Origin of the sequence: Desulfobacter sp. (genome assembly GCA_028768545.1) — a bacterium.
Classification (GTDB): domain Bacteria; phylum Desulfobacterota; class Desulfobacteria; order Desulfobacterales; family Desulfobacteraceae; genus Desulfobacter.
Map to the genome: position 1 here is coordinate 737,501 of CP054838.1, position 20,637 is coordinate 758,137.

At 48.4% G+C, this 20,637-nt stretch carries 12 protein-coding genes, 1 tRNA gene, 2 rRNA genes and 3 pseudogenes (1 of these 18 running past the window's edge); 9 read left to right on the forward strand and 9 right to left on the reverse strand.

The features are described from left to right. The 3 genes from HUN05_03590 to HUN05_03600 all read left to right on the forward strand — a co-directional run. A 23S ribosomal RNA gene (locus HUN05_03590) occupies positions 1-2,211 on the forward strand; it begins 776 nt to the left of the window's first position. A gap of 123 nt (positions 2,212-2,334) precedes the next feature. Next, positions 2,335-2,451: ribosomal RNA gene (rrf, locus tag HUN05_03595) — 5S ribosomal RNA — on the forward strand. A gap of 246 nt (positions 2,452-2,697) precedes the next feature. Next, positions 2,698-2,774, forward strand: a tRNA-Ile gene (locus HUN05_03600). Between the two features lie 246 nt (positions 2,775-3,020). Here HUN05_03600 and HUN05_03605 read toward each other — a convergent pair. Continuing rightward, positions 3,021-3,731 (reverse strand): IS6 family transposase, encoded by a 711-nt coding sequence (locus HUN05_03605; GenBank protein WDP84349.1) that lies wholly within the window; start codon positions 3,729-3,731, stop codon positions 3,021-3,023. A gap of 75 nt (positions 3,732-3,806) precedes the next feature. Between HUN05_03605 and HUN05_03610 the strand changes: the two are divergent. Further along, a pseudogene (locus HUN05_03610) lies at positions 3,807-4,043 on the forward strand (permease). A gap of 199 nt (positions 4,044-4,242) precedes the next feature. Here HUN05_03610 and HUN05_03615 read toward each other — a convergent pair. Next, positions 4,243-5,454 (reverse strand): IS256 family transposase, encoded by a 1,212-nt coding sequence (locus tag HUN05_03615; GenBank protein ID WDP84350.1) that lies wholly within the window; start codon positions 5,452-5,454, stop codon positions 4,243-4,245. Between the two features lie 75 nt (positions 5,455-5,529). Here HUN05_03615 and HUN05_03620 point away from each other — a divergent pair, with 75 nt between their 5' ends. After that, positions 5,530-5,907 carry an AEC family transporter gene (locus HUN05_03620; protein WDP87909.1) on the forward strand — a complete coding sequence of 126 codons (378 nt, stop codon included), beginning with the start codon at positions 5,530-5,532 and terminating at the stop codon, positions 5,905-5,907. A 107-nt stretch (positions 5,908-6,014) separates the two neighbouring features. On the opposite strand, the pseudogene HUN05_03625 reads toward HUN05_03620, so the two are convergent. Both HUN05_03625 and HUN05_03630 read right to left on the reverse strand, forming a co-directional pair. Then, positions 6,015-6,734 (reverse strand): annotated as a pseudogene (locus HUN05_03625) (ABC transporter ATP-binding protein). 5 nt (positions 6,735-6,739) lie between these two features. After that, positions 6,740-7,472: pseudogene (locus tag HUN05_03630) on the reverse strand (ABC transporter ATP-binding protein). A gap of 250 nt (positions 7,473-7,722) precedes the next feature. Between HUN05_03630 and HUN05_03635 the strand changes: the two are divergent. Further along, complete coding sequence (locus tag HUN05_03635) at positions 7,723-8,892, forward strand: IS4 family transposase (GenBank protein WDP87910.1); 1,170 nt, start codon at positions 7,723-7,725, stop codon at positions 8,890-8,892. A gap of 7 nt (positions 8,893-8,899) precedes the next feature. Here the strand turns inward: HUN05_03635 and HUN05_03640 are convergent, their stop codons facing one another. The 3 genes from HUN05_03640 to HUN05_03650 form a co-directional block, all read right to left on the reverse strand. Continuing rightward, entirely contained in the window at positions 8,900-9,502 is a 603-nt protein-coding gene (locus tag HUN05_03640; protein ID WDP84351.1) for a branched-chain amino acid ABC transporter permease, read from the reverse strand. A gap of 141 nt (positions 9,503-9,643) precedes the next feature. After that, entirely contained in the window at positions 9,644-10,504 is an 861-nt protein-coding gene (locus HUN05_03645; GenBank protein ID WDP84352.1) for a branched-chain amino acid ABC transporter permease, read from the reverse strand. A gap of 226 nt (positions 10,505-10,730) precedes the next feature. Then, positions 10,731-11,798: an ABC transporter substrate-binding protein gene (locus tag HUN05_03650; GenBank protein ID WDP84353.1), complete on the reverse strand. Its 1,068-nt coding sequence runs from the start codon at positions 11,796-11,798 to the stop codon at positions 10,731-10,733. 561 nt (positions 11,799-12,359) lie between these two features. Here HUN05_03650 and nifJ point away from each other — a divergent pair. Together nifJ and HUN05_03660 are read left to right on the forward strand one after the other, a co-directional pair. Further along, the gene (gene nifJ, locus HUN05_03655; protein WDP84354.1) at positions 12,360-15,875 is read left to right on the forward strand and encodes a pyruvate:ferredoxin (flavodoxin) oxidoreductase; all 3,516 of its coding nucleotides are present in this window, start codon (positions 12,360-12,362) and stop codon (positions 15,873-15,875) included. Between the two features lie 227 nt (positions 15,876-16,102). After that, positions 16,103-17,218, forward strand: a complete 1,116-nt coding sequence (locus tag HUN05_03660) for a M23 family metallopeptidase (protein WDP84355.1) — start codon at positions 16,103-16,105, stop codon at positions 17,216-17,218. 32 nt (positions 17,219-17,250) lie between these two features. Here the strand turns inward: HUN05_03660 and HUN05_03665 are convergent, their stop codons facing one another. Next, on the reverse strand, positions 17,251-18,297 hold the full coding sequence (locus HUN05_03665; GenBank protein WDP84356.1) for an FUSC family protein: 1,047 nt from the start codon (positions 18,295-18,297) through the stop codon (positions 17,251-17,253). 160 nt (positions 18,298-18,457) lie between these two features. Here HUN05_03665 and HUN05_03670 point away from each other — a divergent pair, with 160 nt between their 5' ends. Next, positions 18,458-18,934: an acyl dehydratase gene (locus HUN05_03670; protein WDP84357.1), complete on the forward strand. Its 477-nt coding sequence runs from the start codon at positions 18,458-18,460 to the stop codon at positions 18,932-18,934. A 137-nt stretch (positions 18,935-19,071) separates the two neighbouring features. Here the strand turns inward: HUN05_03670 and HUN05_03675 are convergent, their stop codons facing one another. Continuing rightward, complete coding sequence (locus tag HUN05_03675; GenBank protein ID WDP84358.1) at positions 19,072-20,625, reverse strand: amidohydrolase family protein; 1,554 nt, start codon at positions 20,623-20,625, stop codon at positions 19,072-19,074. Between the last annotated feature and the right edge of the window lie 12 nt (positions 20,626-20,637).

The following is a 20,637-nucleotide window of genomic DNA, read 5'->3' on the forward strand; positions in this document are numbered from 1 at the left end:
CCATGTCCAGGGTGAAGCGGGAGTAAAATCTCGTGGAGGCCCGAACCGTCACAGGTTAAAAACTGTTCGGATGAGGTGTGGATAGGGGTGAAAGGCCAAACAAACCTGGAGATAGCTGGTTCTCTCCGAAATATATTTAGGTATAGCCTTAAGCGTTTCTTGTTGGAGGTAGAGCACTGGATGGGCTAGGGGTCTCACCAGATTACCAAACCTAACCAAACTCCGAATACCAACAAGTTAGAGCTTAGGAGTCAGCCCGCGGGAGCTAAGTTCCGCGGACGAGAGGGAAACAACCCAGACCGACAGCTAAGGTCCCCAAATCTATGCTAAGTGGAGAAGGATGTGGGAATGCCCAGACAACCAGGAGGTTGGCTTAGAAGCAGCCATCCTTTAAAGAAAGCGTAACAGCTCACTGGTCGAGTGGATCTGCGCCGAAAATGTATCGGGGCTAAAGCATAGTACCGAAGCTTCGGATTGTATTTATACAATGGTAGGAGAGCGTTGTGTTGTCGCAGAATCGTTGGCGCGAGCCAATGTGGAGATTACACAAGTGTCCATGCTGACATGAGTAGCGATAAAGCGGGTGAGAGACCCGCTCGCCGATAGCCCAAGGTTTCCTGAGTAAAGCTAATCTGCTCAGGGTTAGTCGATCCCTAAGGCGAGGCCGAAAGGCGTAGTCGATGGAAAACAGATTAATATTTCTGTACCACCTCGTTATCGTTTGAGAGAAGGGGGGACGCAGGAGGGCAAGTCATCCGTCTGTTGGAATAGACGGTTCAAGCTGGTAGGCTGATCGGATAGGCAAATCCGTCCGATCTTAAGGCCGAGAAGTGATGAGGAGGAGCTTAGCTCCATAAACTGACTGCACCCATGCTGCCAAGAAAAGCCTCTATCGAGATAGCAGGTGATCGTACCAAAACCGACACAGGTAGGCAGGGAGAGTATCCCGAGGCGCTTGAGAGAACTCTGGTTAAGGAACTCGGCAAAATGATACCGTAACTTCGGGAGAAGGTATGCCCCCTATGGTGATTAATTTTCATTATAAGCTGTGGGGGGCCGCAGAGAATTGGTGGTAGCGACTGTTTACTAAAAACATAGGACTCTGCAAAGTCGCAAGACGAGGTATAGGGTCTGACGCCTGCCCGGTGCCGGAAGGTTAAGGGGATTTGTTAGCTTCGGCGAAGCACTGAACTGAAGCCCCGGTAAACGGCGGCCGTAACTATAACGGTCCTAAGGTAGCGAAATTCCTTGTCGGGTAAGTTCCGACCTGCACGAATGGCGTAACGACTTCCACACTGTCTCAACCAGAGACTCAGCGAAATTGGAATGGCGGTGAAGATACCGTCTACCCGCGAAAAGACGGAAAGACCCCGGCACCTTTACTACAGCTTGACATTGGATTTTGGGATATGATGTGCAGGATAGGTGGGAGACTTGGAAGCATGCTCGCCAGAGTGTGTGGAGTCACCCTTGAAATACCACCCTTCATATTTCAGTGTTCTAACCTCGACCCGTAATCCGGGTTAGGGACAGTGTCTGGTGGGTAGTTTGACTGGGGCGGTCGCCTCCCAAAGAGTAACGGAGGCGCGCGAAGGTTCCCTCAGGCTGATTGGAAACCAGCCGTAGAGTGCAAAGGCATAAGGGAGCTTGACTGCGAGAGAGACATTTCGAGCAGGTACGAAAGTAGGTCTTAGTGATCCGGCGGTTCTGAATGGAAGGGCCGTCGCTCAACGGATAAAAGGTACGCCGGGGATAACAGGCTTATCGCCCCCAAGAGTTCACATCGACGGGGCGGTTTGGCACCTCGATGTCGGCTCATCACATCCTGGGGCTGGAGCAGGTCCCAAGGGTTTGGCTGTTCGCCAATTAAAGTGGTACGTGAGCTGGGTTTAAAACGTCGTGAGACAGTTTGGTCCCTATCTTTCGTGGGCGCAGGATATTTGAGGAGATCTGATCCTAGTACGAGAGGACCGGATTGGACCAACCAATGGTGTTCCAGTTGTCGCGCCAGCGGCATTGCTGGGTAGCTAAGTTGGGTATGGATAACCGCTGAAAGCATCTAAGCGGGAAGCCAACTTCAAGATAAGATATCCCATACGCAAGTACTGAAGACCCCTCGAAGACTACGAGGTTGATAGGCCAGGTGTGTAAGCATGGTAACATGTTCAGCTAACTGGTACTAATAGGTCGTGAGGCTTAGCCACTTTTTTCCATAAACAAGATTAAACGCTTTAATGCAGACATATTGAAATTTACTACAACAGATAACAAATTAGGATCCCTGGGACATGTAGAAGAACATCAATCAGAAGTTCCAAGATCCAGCCATTTTAATCCGGTGGCAATGGCAAGGCGGCCACACCCGTACCCATCTCGAACACGGAAGTTAAGCGCCTTAGCGTCGATGGTACTGCATGGGAGACTGTGTGGGAGAGTAGAACGCCGTCGGATTATTCTTTAAAAAGCCCTGATTCCAGGTACCATTTGGTACAGGGGTCAGGGCTTTTTTTATATATTTTATCTTGTTTCTGGTTCTTATCAAAGTGCCAGTTGCAAGGAAAATGGTGTTTTGATACCCCTTTTGATTTTCATGAAGGGTTTTTGCCTCAGCTGTTAGGCACAGGTCGTGAAGCTGTAGTCTTCCTACTGCGAACGATCTGTAACACAGCAGATGGGGTAAAAAGGCTTCATGAAAGGGGGCCTGTAGCTCAGTTGGTTAGAGCGCACGCCTGATAAGCGTGAGGTCGGTGGTTCAAATCCACCCAGGCCCACCACCCCCGATCCAATAAAAGTGCTAAAAGCCCTGATCATTGATTTCCAACGGTCCGGGCTTTTTTTTTTCGGGTGACTGACAACAATTATTTTTCCAACCATATATCCTCAAGGTACTGAAAGCCTGATCAAGGTAAGGTCCGCATTTTTTTCAGATCTGCCGCTCAGTTGGTCAGAGCGCCCGCCTGGCCCGATGGTTCTGTTGCAAAAAATATTTCCAGGACAAAGAGATCGTTCAGGCGTAAAATTTACGCAGCATAAGAAAACAGATTTTCGACGAATTCTTTCTGCTTTAAAATTTCTCCCTTCCTAATATTTTTAACTTGTCCTTTTCTGATCATGTTCATAATTTCATAGCCTTTTAGCGTCCGCCAGGCAGAATGAAATGTCTTGAACCCCATACCAGCTCTGACAAGCTTTTTGATAAACCGGTGGTCTTGCTCAATAATATTGTTCAGATATTTATTCTGTCTTAGGATACAGTCCTTATTCAGAAGCTTTTTTTCTTTCAAAGCCTTTACTGCCGGAGGATATGCAGGATTTCCGTCAACACTCAGAACCCGAGGTCTGGAGCTATTGGAAGCTCGCAGCATCTTTTTAAAAAATCGTTTGGCAGATTCCATATTACGTCTGCTGCGAAGAAGAAAATCGATGGTATTTCCACGGGAATCGACCGCTCGGTAAAGATACTTCATTTTCCCCCGCACCTTGATATATGTTTCATCAATACGGTAAGAATCATTTGATTGCCGCAGATACTTCCTGCTTCGCTTTTCCATTTCAGGAGCATAGCGCTGAACCCATCGGTAAATGGTACTGTGATCCACAGACAAGCCCCGTTCTTGCATCATCTCTTCCAGATTCCTGTAACTCAGTTGATATCTCAGATACCAGCGAACATTCAACAGGATGATTTCTTTTTCATAATGACGCCACTTGAAAGGGTTTTCATTTTTCATACTATCTCTCTGCAAACAAATTAGTGCCAAAACGGACTTGTATCAGACATTAATAATTTTTTGCAACAGAACCCCTTGGCCAGTATGCAGAACGGGATCTATATTGTGCTGCCCATCGGCCAGATTCTTTTTCCGGATCAATTTGACCAATTTGCTCTGTACTGCTTTTTACTTGTCATGGGGCTTAATCCCATGATGTGGAGTATTGGAAAGGTCATGATTTCAGGGGATATTAAAAGCCGGATACGGGCATCAGACTTTTTCACCCCTCCCCTTGCTGCCATATTTATTTCAACGGCAGCGGTATTTACAGGGATGGGTGATCTTGTGCCCGGTTCAAAGGAATGTTCAGAATTCTGTGTCACGGTTTCGGTTCCCGGATCTGCCTCAGCGCCAGCGGAAGTAAAAGTCAGGTCCGAGAATGGGCCTTCAATCAGCCACGTCGGAGGAGTTGACTTTTGCTGGAGTGGAGTTCCTGGAACCATCTTTTCCATCTGTAAATAAATCCCTATCAAATTCCCAGCTCTTTATCCAGCCGGCCTTCAAAGAAAATTGCCAACTGGGAAATTGTCAGTGACCAATTTTGAATCGGCATTGTCCATTTTTTACTGGCGTTCTGGATCCCCATGTAAAGCAGCTTTAACAGGCTGTCCTGGTTCGGGAATGATCCCTTTGTTTTGGTCAGTTTTCGAAACTGTCGATGCACAGCCTCAATGGTATTTGTGGTGTATATTATCCGTCGAATCTCTTCTGGATATTTAAAGAAATGACTGAGGCGTTCCCAGTTGTTCCGCCAGGATTTTATCACAATCGGGTATTTGTCATTCCATTTATTTTCCAAGATATCCAGTTCTTCTTCGGCCAGATCCTTATTGACCGCTTTATAAACACGTTTTAGATCTGCCATAAATTCCTTTTTATTTTTGGAACCAACGTATTTCAATGAATTTCGGATCTGGTGGACTACGCAGAGTTGAACTTCTGTGTCCGGGAATATGGTCTCAATGGCCTCGGGAAAACCTTTTAGACCATCAACACAGGCAATCAGGATATCTTTTACCCCTCGGTTTGAAAGGTCTGTTAACACCTGCAGCCAGAAGTTCGCACCCTCATTCTCGGATATGTACAGCCCAAGAACCTCTTTGCGGCCCTCGATATTCACCCCAAGAATTGTGTAAACGGCTTTGCTGCCGACCTTTCCGTTTTCTCGTACTTTATAATGTATGGCATCAAGCCATACGATTGGGTACACATTTTCCAACGGCCTGGCCTGCCATTCTTTGACGGTATGGATGATTTTATCGGTAATGGTGCTCAGAGTGGCATTTGAAATCTCAAGTCCATAGATTTCCTGTAAATGGGAAGCCATATCATTATAACTCATGCCCAGGCCGTAAAGGGCTATTATCTTTCTTTCAATTTCATCGCTGAGCGTTGTCTGATGTTTTTTGACGATCTGTGGAGAGAAGGTTCCGGCCCTGTCACGCGGGGTTTCCAGCTCAAATTTACCATCCAGGGATTTAATGGTCTTTTTGCTTTTTCCATTACGGCGGTTGGCAGAAACTTCCTGCCCGAGATGGGACTCCAACTCTCCTTCAAGAGCAGCTTCAGCAAGATTTTTGATTAATGATGTAAGGACGCCGCCCTTACCTGTGAAGGGTTTACCTTCCTGGATGCCTTTAAGGGCTTTTTGAAAATCAAATTCGGTGTTTTCTTCGGTCATGTCAGTTCTCCTTATTTAGCTGAGTATATCAGCTTTCATTCAACTGACACAGAATTTTGAACGCCCTTCGGTTCAATCTTGGCATCCTTGGATCTTTTAGGCCAGGCCACAGTTCTCATTGCCGTGTTTGTGCTCGGGGCCACCATTGGATCTATTTCCTTTAAGCAACTGCCTTCAATATCAGATATTTTACGGGTCAGCCTGGTAAAGTTTGTCCTGGTTCCGGGATCTGTATTTACCCTGGTCTATCTTTTAAACTTTAATATCAGCCTGCCCCTGGTCTGCACCATGCTCATGATCCAGGCCTCATCCCCGCCGGCTACCAATCTTATCCTTATTGTGAAACGCTATGGGGGAGATACCCAGACGATCAGCGCCATGATGCTGATCCAGTATTTAATCGCTATTTTTGCCATGCCGGTGTGGATCGCTGTCTGGCAAAATTTTAATTAGCCTGCATATTTAACGAATGAATTTTGCTTTAGCTGCAAGGCGCAATTGTTCATCCAAACACGGTTTTTCAGTTATCCATTCATGATTTTAAATGGCCTGCTTGCAAATTATTCTTGGGCATCATGAAGGCCGAGGATGGCGTCAATCATCTCAGATGATTGTTTTGCCTCCTGGCTGGTTCCCTGCCAGACGGTATTGCCGGACTTAAGAACGATCACGGCATCAGATACGGCCAGAGCCCTCTGGGTGCTCTGTTCCACCAAAAGAATGGTCAGCCCGGTCTTGTTCAGCTCCTGAATGGCGTCATAGCAGATATCAATGGCCTTGGGCATGAGTCCCAGAGAGAGTTCATCAATCATAAGCAGTCTGGGCTGGGCCATCAATGCCCGGCCAATGGCAAGCATCTGCTACTCTCCGCCGGACAGGGAACCTGCCTTTTGCCTGAGCCGTTCCCCAAGTCTGGGAAAGATCGCCACCACCGTTTCAATATTTGACTGGGTCTCTTGTTTAGAAGTGGTATACCCGCCCACCACAAGGTTTTCATACACGGAAAGGCTTTTAAAAAGGCGCCGGCCCTCGGGGGCCAGGGAAATTCCCTTTTTCACCCGGTCCATGGGGGTGGTATGGGTGATATCCTGGCTGTCATATTCGATTTGTCCGTTTTTGATATTCACCTGGCCTGCAATGGCCATGATCAGGGATGATTTTCCCGCCCCATTGGCCCCTAAAATTGAGGTGACCGATCCCTTTTTTACAGATAGGTTTAACTCGTTGATCACCTGCATATTGCCGTAACCGCAGCTTAAATTTTTTAAATCAAGTATCATGAATTTTATCCCCCAAGATAGGCTGCCTTGACGTCAGGCTGGTTCATCACTGATTTTGGACTGCCCGATGCCAGGTTCCGGCCGTTGTCCAGGACATGGAGGGGGTCGGATATGCGGAGCACCTCGCTTAAATTATGTTCAATCATCACCACGGTCATGCCCTGGGTTGAAATCTTTTTGACCATGTCGGCAAGCTTGCCTGCCTCCTGGGAATTCAGGCCTGCCAGGGGCTCGTCCAACAAGATAATTTTACAGGGCTCTGGTCACTTCCAGCCGTTTGAGCACCCCAAGGGGCAGCTTTGACACCTCGTGGGTGCTAAAGGATTCAATGCCCACCATTTCCATGTATTGATCGGCTGTTTTATTTCCCTTTTTACGGTTTTTTAAAAAAAGCGAGGGCATGGCCCGTTGCATTTTTTTAAACCCTGCGGCAAAGGCGATATTTTCTTGGACCGTCATTGAATTAAAAGGCCTGACAATCTGGTGGGTGAGGGCAAGGCCTAAACGGATCCGCTTGTGGGTGGGCAGGCGCTCGATTCTTTTTTGGCCCAGGGTGATGGATGCGGATACAGGGGTGACAATGCCTGTTATAGCATTTAACAGGGTGGTTTTACCTGCCCCATTGGGTCCGATCAGACTTAAAAGCTCTCCTTGTTCAACAGAGAGGCTGACATTGTCCAGGGCGGTCAGCCCCCCGAACTTTACCGTGACCGATTCAACCGAAAGAATGGGGCTCATTTTTTTTCTCCCGTTTTCTGGGTGACAAGTTTGAAAAAACCGGCCAGACCGTCCGGGGCAAACCGCATGACAGAAAAGAGCAGCACACCGTACAACAGCAGTTTATAATCATTAATAAACCTCAGTAGTGTCCGGTTAGGTTGTTGCATATAAAAAGCATCTAAAATCATTGAAAAAACAGTCGGTTTTGTGTTGACAAATGTGCGTAAAAATTTTTGTGCGCCTTGAAAATTTAACTCAAGGAGCTCAAATGACGCACATCTCAGTCCCTAAAAAACAACTACGGTCCCTGAACTTTGACAATTTCAGGTGCCCTCTGATAAAGTCACTTTCAAAAGCACCGGAATTACAATCTCGAGGAGACCGCCCTTTAAAAATGACATTCGAAGACCAGATAAATGCTTTGGTTTATTTCCATCTTCAGGAGCACAAGTCTGCCCGACATTTAATTCAGGATCTCAAGGAGAATGTTTTTGCTAAAGAAAATATTGCGCCAGACGGTGGTATCAGCCGTAGTAGTTTCTGTGAAGCCATCAATCACAGGGGACTCGAACAACTGCAATTTATCTTTGAGGATCTTTATAAACAGGCTCTTGAGTGTCATCCGGGTGAACACGCCGAGTTAGGAGAGTTGGTTTCCATTGACGGTAGTCTCATAAATGCAGTCCTTTCAATGCACTGGGCGAACTACAGAAAAGGAAGTAAAAAAGCCAAAGTACATTGCGGATTTGACATTAATCACGGAATCCCAAACAAAATCTTTTTGACTGAAGGCAACGGCGCTGAACGCACTTTTGTTCCCAAAATACTTTCCAAGGGGCAAACAGGTGTTATGGATCGTGGATATCAATCCCATAAAGAATTTGACCTGCTTCAGGAGCAAGGCAAACATTTTGTCTGCCGTATAAAAACCAGGACAACAAGAACAATTATTGATAACCACGAGACCCCTTCCGACAGCTACATTTTTTATGATGCACTGGTTAAACTTGGTACTCCGAATCAAAACCAGACGAAAAGGCCTGTTCGGGTTGTTGGCTATAAAATTGCTGGCGTCAAATACTATGTGGCAACTGACAGGCATGATTTAACAGCGGAACAAATAGCAACAATTTATAAACTCCGGTGGACCATTGAGGATTTTTTCAAATGGTGGAAAGAACATCTGAAGGTATATCATCTCATTGCCCGCAGTGAATACGGCCTTATGGTTCAGATTCTTGGCGGCCTTATCACTTACCTGTTACTGGCAATCCATTGCCAAAAACAGTTTAATGAAAAGGTCACGATCAAAAGAGTTCGGCAGCTGCGAACCGCCATTCTAAATGACCTGTTTGGCTGCGAGGAGCAGGGCTCTCATAGTTCAAACAGGGACAATATTGTCAAAGATCAAAAAATTATTGAGCAAGCAAAAACCTAACCGGACATCACTGAATAAACCTGAACATTTCAGGCATGAGGGTTAAAAAAATAGTGGCCACGACAACCCCGAATATGGATCCGATGCCGCCCACCGCCACCATGGAAAGGATGGTGATCGACGGAATAAATCCAAATGTATCAGGAACAATAAACCTTGTGTAATAGGCATATAGACCGCCGGCAAGTCCTGCCATGGCGGTTCCCAGGGCAAAGGCCGTGATCTTGTATGCCCTGACATCCAGCCCCAGGACCCGGGCTGTGTGTTCGTCATCGGCCACGGCATCAAAGGCAAATCCCATCCAGGACCGCTTTACATGCCAGGAAAAGAGAATGGAAATAAGGGCAAAAATCAGGACCAGAACCAGGTATCCGGGTTTTGTCATCCCATGGGCCGGGATACCGGCAATACCCATTTCCCCGCCTAAAAATTCCTGCTGCCTGACAATGCCCACAAAGAGAAAGGCCACCCCCATGGTGACGATGGCTAAAAAATCTTCCCTGACCCTCAGGCTTGTCAGGCCGATAAAGGCCCCGATAATCCCGGTGAACGCAAACCCTGTGCCCAGGGTCAGGTAGATGGGCCATCCCATTTTTGAGAGCAGGGCCACGGTATAGGCCCCAATGCCTTAAAAGGCGGCATGGCCAAGGCTGATCTGCCCGCAATATCCGGTGATTAGGTTTAAGCCCACCGCAAGGATGATATTAATGCCGACAACGGTTGCAAGACTGATTTCATATAATCCCATAGCTTACCTCGATGCAAAAAGTCCGGTGGGTTTAATCATGAGCACCAGGATCAGGAATGCAAATGCAATGGCGTCCCTGTCCAGAAGGTTACCAACATAAATGGTGCCAAAGGCCTCAATGATCCCGAGAATCAGGGATGCAATCAAGGTGCCCATGACATTGCCAAGTCCCCCCAGAACGATCACGGCCAGGGATTTATAAGAGGGTACTGCGCCCATGGTCGGCTCTACAAAATTACTCAACAGGGCCACAAGCACGCCGGCAGCCGCAGCCAGAGCAGATCCCATGAAAAAGACCATATACCGCACCCGGATGGGATCAATCCCGAAACAGGCGGAAATCTGGGGGTCATCCACGGTTGCCCGCCACCCGGTGCCGATCCTTGTTTTCTGGGCAATCCAGGCCAATATCCCCAAAAGGATGATATTGGTGACCACGGTGATAATCTGGCAGGATCTTAAATGGATGCCGAACAGGACAACAACATCCTGAAGCGGGGGCTGGGTAAAGCTCAGGCCGAATGGCCCGAACACCAGGCGGAAAAGTTCCTCCATGCCGATATAAAGACCAATGGATGCGATAAGCGCCACATAGGGGGGCCGGTCTAATATGGGTTCATATACCAGGCGGTAAATACCCATACCCACAATTCCTGCGGCCAGGGCCGCAAGGACAATGCCCAAAGTCAGGCTCCCGGTCTGGTTGGTCAGAATGACACCCAGATAGGCCCCCAGGGTAAAAAGTCCTGCATGGGCCACGTGAAGCACCCTGAGCAGCCCGTAGATCAAGGTCAGGCCGACGGCGATAATGGCATAGGTTGACCCCTGGATGAGTCCTTGAATAATAAGTTCAATATAGAGCACGTCGCATATCCTTATTAATAATGGTCTTTTGACTTGATTTCTTCGTTATAACCTAAAGGTCAGAACCACCCAAATTTGAATCCTCGGAATATCGTATATATACCTGTGGTTAAAATTTGCATCTGCCCTGAACTCAAGCCAAAATCCTGCTTATTAAGGTACCCTTGGATTTTGGCCGGGTCCCGGCAGTGCAGACCCGGCCAAAATATCGATTACAAGGTATTTTTTATTTTTCAGGGGGAGCCAGAAGCTCGGGATCGGAGATGACTGAATGGTGGTGCCATTGTCCGTTTTTGACCACCTGGTTCTGGACATTTTTCATGACTTCGCCCAGGTTGTTGAATTTAATGGTTCCTGTGGCGGCTTTTACGGTAATATCTGCAACCATATCTGCCTTATACCCTGCCATGGCTTTGAAATTTTTGATAAAATCACTGGTTTCGGGTACATCAGAATCCCGGTCCAAAGAGGTGGTGATAATTACGCCTTCGGTAGCTTTTCCGGCAATTTCAATGAATTTCTGGGAATCGTATCCTTCCTGGCCGATCACGGGAACATTGACCCCTGAAGCCCGAAGCTGGCTCACCAGGGGGCCTGCGGTGAAATAATACCCTGAAGCATAGATGGCATCGGGTTTGTCTGATTTAACCTTGGCCACAATAGCGCCGAACTGACGGTCTTTGATGGAATATTCATATTCATTGACAATGGTGATGCCGAAATCCTTGGCCTTTTCCTTGAACCCTGCGGCCAGGGATTTGCCGAAATCATTTTTCAAGGTGATGATGACCACCCGTTTTTTGCCCAAAGTCTCTCCGATGAGCTTTGCACCGGCCCGGCCCTGAACTTCGCCTAAAAATGAGGTTCTGAATACATAGTCCCCTGCCTTGGTGATATCCGGATGAATACCATAGGCGGAGATATAGGGAATTTTGGCTTCCTGGAATATGCCTGCAGCAGATCTTGTGGGGGCGGAATAAGAGCCTGAGATCCCTACGGTAACCTTGTCCTGGCCAATGAGTTTATTGGCAATGGGGATGGACTGGGAGGCACTTGCCTGGTCGTCGTAAACCATGAGTTCAAGTTGTTTTCCCAGAATTCCGCCTGCGTCATTGATCTGTTTAACGGCCAGTTTCGCGCCGATGGAAGAGGATTTTCCGTCAGAAGCGGCAAATCCGGTTAAGGGGGCGTTAAACCCGATTTTAATCGTATCCTGGGCCCAGGCCCCGCCTGTCACCATGCAAAAAACAAGAATCCCAATCACAGCTATCTTTTTCATGATATATCTCCTCATTGGTTTAATGTTCATCGTCCAGCGTTATCAAGGTTCGTCACCTTTAAAGAATCAATATACCTGTCTATACAAGTATAGATATTGTGTCAAGCAGTATTTCTCCCCTGATCCACCATCAAAATACCATATTCTTCGTTGCCTGGGTTTGCTCCTCCCTGGAGAGTTTGACTTGTACACCTCACCTCACTCGTCGCTCGCTTGGCGCCGCAATAGGGTACCGCCTGGTGGCCAGAAAAGCACAGAACATCCCCATATTCGAGCAAATATGAAATTAGGCGGTGGATTTGGGTTCTCAGGTCATAAATACCCGGGGTCAGACCTGAATATTGGTGAAAACGTATATATTATTCTTGACCCTGGCCCGAGTTTGTGAAATATATGGAAATGTTTTTTATAAACAAACACTTATTTATAAAATAAATTATAATTATATTTTTTAACCTGTTCAAAATAAAAAGGATGTTTCCCTTAATTTATTTACAATCAAACTAATTTATTGTATGTGTGACGGGTTATATTGGGATTAATGGAATTTCTCATTACATACGCGAGGTGAAAACTATGAAAAAACGAATGCAGACCATTGACGGAAATACCGCGGCAACTCATGTGGCATATGCCATGAGCGAGGTTGCGGCCATATATCCGATTACCCCTTCAAGTCCTTTGGGTGAAATCGCAGACTCCTGGGCTTCCAAAGGGAGGAAAAATATTTTCGGTCAGGTTCTGGATATTAAACAAATGCAGTCAGAAGCCGGTGCGGCCGGTGCGGTTCACGGATCCCTTGCCGCCGGTGCCCTTACATCTACCTTTACCGCATCCCAGGGTCTTTTACTTAAAATACCCAATATGTATAAAATATCCGGCGAACTTCTCCCCAGTGTTTTTCACGTAACCGCTCGTTCCATTTCCGCCCATGCCCTTTCCATTTTCGGGGATCACCAGGATGTCATGGCTGCCCGGCAGACCGGTTTTGCCATGCTGGCCTCCTGTTCTGTACAGGAAGCCCAGGACCTTGCCCTGGTAGCCCATCTGGCCACCATGGATGCCAGGGTGCCCTTTCTGCATTTTTATGACGGGTTCAGAACCTCCCATGAGATCCAGAAAATTGAAATGATCGAATATGAGGACATGGCCTCTTTGTTTAACTATGAGGCGTACAGAGCGTTTAAAAACCGGGCAGTGAATCCCGAGCATCCAGATACCCGGGGGACGGCCCAGAACCCGGATATATATTTCCAGGGCAGGGAAGCGGCCAATGCCTTTTATACTGCCGTGCCCGGCATTGTAAAAGCCTATATGAAAAAAGTCGGGGATTTAACCGGCCGGTATTACAGCCCGTTTGACTATGTGGGTGATCCTGAAGCCGACCGTGTGATCGTGGCCATGGGCTCCGGCTGTGAAGCCATTGAGGAATCCATCAACCAGCTCAACACCCAGGGTGAGCGTCTTGGCCTGATCAAGGTCAGACTTTACAGGCCCTTTGACACCGAGGCATTTCTCCGGGCTGTTCCTGCCACCACTGAAACCCTGACCGTTCTGGACCGGACCAAAGAGCCCGGCGCCATTGGCGAACCATTGTACCAGGACGTGTGCACCGCATTCATGGAATACGGCGAAGGGCCTAAAATCATCGGCGGCCGTTATGGTCTTTCCTCCAAGGAGTTTAACCCCTCCATGGTCAAAGCCGTATACGACAACATGAAATCAATCGGTCCGAAAAACCATTTTACCGTGGGAATCACCGATGATGTCACCCATACCTCCCTTGAGGTTGAAAAGGGATTTGATCCTGCCCCTGAAGGCACCATCGCCGCCAAATTCTGGGGGCTTGGGTCTGACGGAACCGTTGGAGCCAACCAGTCTGCCATCAAGATCATCGGGGACAACACCGACAAATACGCCCAGGGGTATTTTGCCTATGATTCTAAAAAATCAGGCGGTCTTACGGTGTCACATCTGCGGTTCGGAGATGTGAAAATTCAATCCACCTATCTCATAGAAAACCCTGATTTTGTAGCGGTTCACAAATCCAACTATGTGGAGATCTACGATGTGCTCAAGGGAATCAAAGAGGGGGGCACCTTTTTGCTCAACTCCGAATGGTCCCTTGAAGACATGGAAAAACATATCCCGGGACCTGTGCGCCAGACCATTTATAAGAAAAACCTGAATTTCTACTATATTGACGCGGTTAAAATCGCCGGTGAAGTCGGCCTTGGCAACCGGATCAATATGATCATGCAGACCTGCTTTTTCAACCTGGCCAATGTGCTGCCCGTGGACCAGGCCATTGAACTGCTCAAGGCAGACATCAAACGGATGTTCGGTAAAAAAGGGGATGCCATTGTCAATATGAACATTGAGGCCGTGGATAAAACCCTGGATAAATTGGTAAAAGTAGATGTGCCCGAGTCCTGGAAAGATGCCGTGTCTGAACCGTTTGAACTTGAACCGGCCACACCTTTTGTGGAAAATGTCATGCGGCAGATCAATGCCCAGGGCGGGGATGATCTGCCCGTGTCTGCATTTTCCGTTGACGGGGTATTTGAACAGGCAACCGCCCAGTATGAAAAACGCGGGGTGGCCATTAATGTGCCTGAGTGGATTCCTGAAAACTGCATCCAGTGCAACCAATGTGCCTATGTCTGCCCCCATGCCGCCATCATCCCCATTGTGGCAACAGACGAGGAACTGGCTAATGCGCCTGAGGCCTTTGTTACGGTTGAGGGCAAAGGCAAGGGCATGGATCAGTTTAAATTCAGGATGCAGGTCAATCCCCTGGACTGCCAGGGATGTGGAAACTGCGCTGATATCTGTCCTGCCAAAACCACGGCCCTGGTCATGAAACCTTTGGCGTCCCAGGTGGATGTACAAAAGGTCAACCACAAATTTTCTTTGAATGTTCCCTTTAAAACCGATGTGCTCAAACGTGAGACCGTCAAGGGCAGCCAGCTCTTTCAGCCGCTGCTTGAGTTCTCCGGTGCCTGTGCCGGCTGCGGCGAAACCCCGTATGTAAAAGTCATTACCCAGCTTTTTGGGGAGAGAATGACCATTGCCAATGCCACGGGATGTTCGTCCATCTGGGGGGGATCAGCCCCGGCCATGCCCTATTGCACCAATGCCGACGGCCAGGGCCCTGCCTGGGCATCCTCATTGTTTGAAGATGCAGCCGAATTCGGATACGGCATGATGCTGGCCACCCAGTCCAGAAGAAAGACCCTGGCCGTAAAAATGGAACAGGCCCTGGAAGGGGATGTTTCCAAGGATGTTAAAGCAGCGGTTCAAGCCTGGATTGCCGGCAAAGATGATGCTGAAGAATCCAAAAAAGCCGGCCTGGCCCTGAACACCCTGCTCAAGGAAGAAGGGTCAGGGATTCTCAAGGAGATCTATGAGGACAAAGATCTGTTTGTGAAAAAATCCCATTGGATCTTCGGGGGTGACGGCTGGGCCTATGATATCGGATTCGGCGGCCTGGATCATGTCCTGGCATCCGGGGACGACATCAATATCCTGGTCATGGATACGGAAGTTTACTCCAATACAGGCGGCCAGTCTTCCAAGGCAACGCCCACTGGCGCCATTGCCAAGTATGCCGCCTCGGGCAAGAAGATCGGTAAAAAGGATCTGGGCCGGATGATCATGAGTTACGGTTATGTGTATGTGGCGTCCATCTCCATGGGTGCCAACAAGAACCAGACCATGAAGGCCATTCTGGAAGCGGAAAATTATCCAGGACCCTCTTTGATCATTGCCTATGCCCCCTGTATCAACCAGGGGATCAGAAAAGGCATGGGCAAATCCCAGCTGGAAGGAAAGCTGGCGGTTGAGTCCGGATACTGGCCGTTGTACCGGTATAATCCCCTTCTGGTGGATGAGGGCAAAAACCCCTTTACCCTGGATTCCAAAGCACCGGACGGAACCCTTCAGGACTTTTTGGGAGGCGAGGTAAGGTTTGCCGCCCTTGAAAAGAGTTTTCCCGAAGAATCTAAACGGCTGCGGGCCAAGATTGAAGACGAGGTGGCAGACAAATACACCATGCTCAAGATGATGTCCGAGGCCGGCAAAGAAAAATAGTAGCCAAATAGATCATTAAGTCAAAAAGGGGCTGGAAATCTTATTTTTTCCAGCCCCTTTTTTTAAATTGGTGATATTCAACCTTGGGGTTTACACTTTGATCAAGGTCCTGTATTTTCACTGTTTTGTAAAACCAATAGATCTTGAATGCAACAGGAAACCCAACCCGGTTGAACCCTATGAGATTAAGCTGTGTGTTAGAGAAAATCAGGCAATGGATATATGCATTGCCATGTAAAAGAGTCATCAGTGCCAGTCTTTTTTTCCTTCTTGTCTCTGCCGCCCCTGCAATGGATATTAAACCCTTTGGGGGTAAGGCCCTCTCTGATATTTTTAAGATAGATCAACAGGCCGCAGCCGTCTTTCCCCTGACCCGGATCCGGCGAGGCCAGCCCTATAAGATCATTCTCAATCCGGATCATTTTTTTGCCTTTGAATATGAGATCAATGCCGACCATCGCCTGGTGATCAAAAAACAGGGCCAAGACTATACCATATCCAAGCAGCCGATTGAGTATGATATCCGTGAGGAGGTGGTCTCCGTGGATATTGAGTCCTCCCTGGCAGAGGCGGTTCTCAGGGCCGGGGAGTACAGCTCTTTGACCTGGAAACTGTCTGATATTTTTGCCTGGGACATTGATTTTATAAAAGATATCAGGGCCGGGGACCGGTTTTCGGTATTGGTGGAAAAAAAATTTAAAGGGGAAAAATTTTGCGGGTACAAGGATATAAAAGCGGCTTTTTTTACTAACCAGGGGGTTGAATACAAGGCCTTTTTACATCCGGATGAAACCGGTAAAAAAATCTATTTTGACCCCAAGGGTCTTTCCCTTGAAAAGAGCTTTTTAAAAGCCCCTTTGAACTATTCACGGATCTCTTCTTTGTTTTCGGCCCGCAGGTTTCATCCGGTTTTGAAAAAATACAGGGCCCACCCCGGGGTGGATTATGCCGCCCCGAAAAACACCCCGATCAAGGCGGTTGCAGACGGGGTGATCACCTCTATTTACGATCATAAAACCACGGGCCGCCAGATTACCATCCGCCATTTCGGGGGGTATGAAACCTCCTATTTTCATATGAATAAATTTGCTGCGGCCATGGCCAAAAATAAACGAGTGACCCAGGGCCAGGTCATTGGGTATGTGGGAAAGACCGGGCTTGCAACCGGATATCACCTTTGCTTCCGCATGCGGAAAAACGGCAAACCCGTCAATCCCTTAGACCAGAGCCCGACGCCTGCAACGCCTGTGAAACGAGAAGATATGCCCGGGTTTTTTCGCCTGGCCGGACAATATACACAGAAAATTAAAGTCCATGAAAAACTGGCCAGTTCCGCACCCTGATTTTTAAAATTGACACAAGGTTTTTTGTTGGATCAGGACCCTGTTGCATTCTGCTGGGCTCTGATTCTTTCGGCCCCGGCCAGGATGTCCTCGGCATAGTATTTAAAACTATTGTAAAAGGAAAATACCTGGACCAGCCGCTTGAGGTCAAACCGGGCCGTAAGCCCCTCTTTTCGAATGCCCAAAAGGCGGGTGTCAAGCTCGTTGATCATCCTGGCCAGTTTTTCTTTTTCCAGGTTTGGATTATTTGTCACCAGACAAATGAGAAGATGGCCCGAGACCCTGGTCATGGCCTCAAGCTCATTTGCCATGATGATCTCATGCCCCTCGCCTTCCAGGCTGTTTAATATCCTGGCCATGGTTCTCAGGTTCTGTACGGCCCGGCCCATGAGAAAGACCTTGGCCTGGAAATGATCGGTGGTGAGCCGGTAAATCAGGGCTTCATGCTGGTGAATTTTTGATAAAAAGGCCTGGTTTTCCCTGACCTGGTCCACCAGGTGTTCCACCTGGATCTCATCCACATGCTGCTGTTTGTGAATAAAGGCATGGACCAAAGAGTGGCAGAGCCGGTCACAGGCCTGGGCCTGGTCCTTAAGCCGGGTTCGCAATACATCGGCCTTTCGCCGGGGAAAGACCAGCACAGAGACCCCAAAGGCACAGATAATGCCCAGGCCGATTTCAATGACCCGGGAAATGCCGAACATGATGATATTCGGGTCTGCAATCCCGGTCATAATAATGATCACTACTGTGATGGCGGCCATTCTGTACCGGGTTTTATACCGGGTTAAAAAGGCGCAGATGCCAATGGTTACGAACAGGCCGATTCCAATGCCTATGGGGGTATTGGGCATGATCAGCATCACGCCTACCCCCAGCACGGCACCGATAAGGGTGCCTGAGAGCCGGTAAAGACACATATCAATGGAATCGGCCACATAGACCTGCATGACAATGACGGTTGAAATGACGGCCCAGTATCCGAATTCCAGGTTAAAAACAAGGGTGATAATATAGGCAATAATGGCGGCCAACGCGGTTTTAAAACCGTGCAGCATATGGAGGTATGAAAGTTTCAAATTCAGGATCTTTAATTAAATTTTTTGAATGGCGCCCGCCCAGGGGGGTAAAAAATATTTTTGTGCTGGCAACCTTGGGATAAACCGACTAAACATAATAAATATCATTTATCATACAATGGCTGAAAATTGCCATAGCTTGTTGCAAATAAGGGGGAGTATGCCCAGTTTTTTAAGAAAAAAAGCAGTCCATGGATTAACGGCAGGTGATGTTTTTGTGATAACCCGCACCTTTACCTGGGAAGAGACTGAAAAATTCGGGGATCTGACCCGGGATTACAACCCGGTGCACTATGATAAAAAATGGGCCCGTGCCAAGAAATTTGACACCCTTATCTGCCACGGGCTTTTGGTGGGAGGCATGGTCTGCGAGTTCGGAGGCCAGGTGGGATGGCTGGCCACGGGTATGGATTTTAAATTTCTCAAGCTGGTATATCCAGGCGATACCATTGAGTGCCGGATCACCATCACCCAGATGGAGGAAAACGGCCGGGCCTGCGCTGAAGGTTCTTTTTTTAACCAGAAAGAGGTTCTGGTGGCCCGGGTCTTTTTAAAGGGACGCCTGCCTGCTGGCCGGGACAAAGATCTTCTGAATCAAATGATTGACCAGGGAGATCCCACCAATAAACTGGCCTAGCCCGAAAATTGCGGTGTTGCAGACCGTTTGCAGTAAAGTCACTAGGGCTTCACGGCCTGACGCCTTGCCGCTAAACTAAAATAGATTCGTGAAATATGCTGCCTGGGTTTTGTTCTCCGCGTTTTACAGGGCCGGGATTATTTTTTAGGCAATATTGCCTTCCATAATAGACTTGCCAGGCCCTGGCCCCCTTTGTAGGGACGGCCTTTGAGAATAAGCTCTTTTGTTTTTAACCGGAACAGCTCTTTTTTGTCCATCTCAAAGGGGTTCTGGTCCAGAATCACCATGTCGGCTATTTTTCCCGGCTCAAGACTGCCCCTCTGGTTTTCGTCAAACCCTGCCCAGGCAATTTCACTGGTGTACATTTTCAGGGCCTGGGCCACAGTAATGGCCTGGTCTTCTCTGTAGTGGTTACAGGCGCAATAGATCCCAAAGGCAGGATCCGGCTGGGTGCAGGGGGCATCTGACCCCCCTGAAACCCGGACGCCCATATCCAGCATGGTTTTCAAGGGGGAGATCTCATCCACACGGTCCCCCAGAATTTTTTTGATATACTCATAGGGTTCCAGGTCCCAGTGAATAAAGGCGGGCTGAGCAGCAATGCCGATGCCGTGTTCAGCGCAGCCTGCCACGGCCGACCGGCTCATGAGGCAGGCATGGATGATGGAGTGGCGGTGGTTTTTTCTGAAATTATTTTTCTGGGCCCTGGCAAAGGCGGCCACGGCCTGGTCCACGGCAGCATCCCCAATGGCGTGAAGCTGGACCTGCAGCCCTTTATCATGGGCGGTCTGGACAAATGTATTGATCTCATTGTCATCATAAAAAAGAATCCCCAAGTTGGCTGGATCATGGGTGTAAGGCTGGTTCAAGGCGGCATCACAGGAGCCGAAGCAGCCGTCCAGGGCTGTGGCAAAACAGCCGCCAATGCGGGGGAGTTTGCGTTTTTCCACCTTTTTGATATCCAGGGTCTGGAAAAAGATCCTGAACTGGACAGGGTCTAAAAGCCCCCGGGCCAGAAACCGGACCACATCCACATCCAGATCCCATAAAAATCCCACCCCTTCAGCCGGGTGGACCAGGGAAATCCCTTTGGATGCCAGGGTATCCACCCCTGAGATCATGTTTTTGATCAGGGAAATCACGGAAATTTTACCGGTGATATGATCTGTGGCGGCAAAAAAGGCTTCCTGGAAAAGCTGGCCCGTATCTGCATTATATCCCCTGAGCGTACTGATTTTTTTGGGCAGAAGGTTCTGCATGGCCGTATTGATCACCGAGGCATGGCCATCGTATTTCACCAGCATCAAGGGCCGTTTTTCTATCTTGTCCAGCTCGGCTTTTGTGATCAGACGCCCCTCTTCCACTGAATGAGCTGAGATGCCAAAGCCGAGGATGACTTTGGCCCGGGTCTTTTCCACATAGGCCTTCACCCGGTCGGATAATTGTGAAAAATTTTTAGCCTCTCTTACATCCAGGGTGGCTGAAAACAGGGCAAAGGATGAAAAGTGAAGGTGGGAATCCCCAAACGAGGGTATTAATGCTTTTTTTCCCAAGACCACCCGGTTGTGACCGGAATAGATTTCAGGCAGGTCATTGCCTGTAAATTTGATTTTTCCCTCTTCTTCCACCAGATAGTTGCAGGTGGTGTCCTCGGCGTCGCAGGTGAGAATACTGCCTTGGTATACGGTCATTTGGTTTTCCCG

Bases quoted from the DNA above. Each gene is read 5' to 3' on its own strand.
- HUN05_03605 (WDP84349.1), bottom strand. From the start codon at position 3,731: ATGAAAAATGAAAACCCTTTCAAGTGGCGTCATTATGAAAAAGAAATC.
- HUN05_03615 (WDP84350.1), bottom strand. From the start codon at position 5,454: ATGACCGAAGAAAACACCGAATTTGATTTTCAAAAAGCCCTTAAAGGC.
- HUN05_03635 (WDP87910.1), top strand. From the start codon at position 7,723: ATGACGCACATCTCAGTCCCTAAAAAACAACTACGGTCCCTGAACTTT.
- HUN05_03650 (WDP84353.1), bottom strand. From the start codon at position 11,798: ATGAGGAGATATATCATGAAAAAGATAGCTGTGATTGGGATTCTTGTT.
- nifJ (WDP84354.1), top strand. From the start codon at position 12,360: ATGAAAAAACGAATGCAGACCATTGACGGAAATACCGCGGCAACTCAT.
- HUN05_03670 (WDP84357.1), top strand. From the start codon at position 18,458: ATGCCCAGTTTTTTAAGAAAAAAAGCAGTCCATGGATTAACGGCAGGT.
- HUN05_03675 (WDP84358.1), bottom strand. From the start codon at position 20,625: ATGACCGTATACCAAGGCAGTATTCTCACCTGCGACGCCGAGGACACC.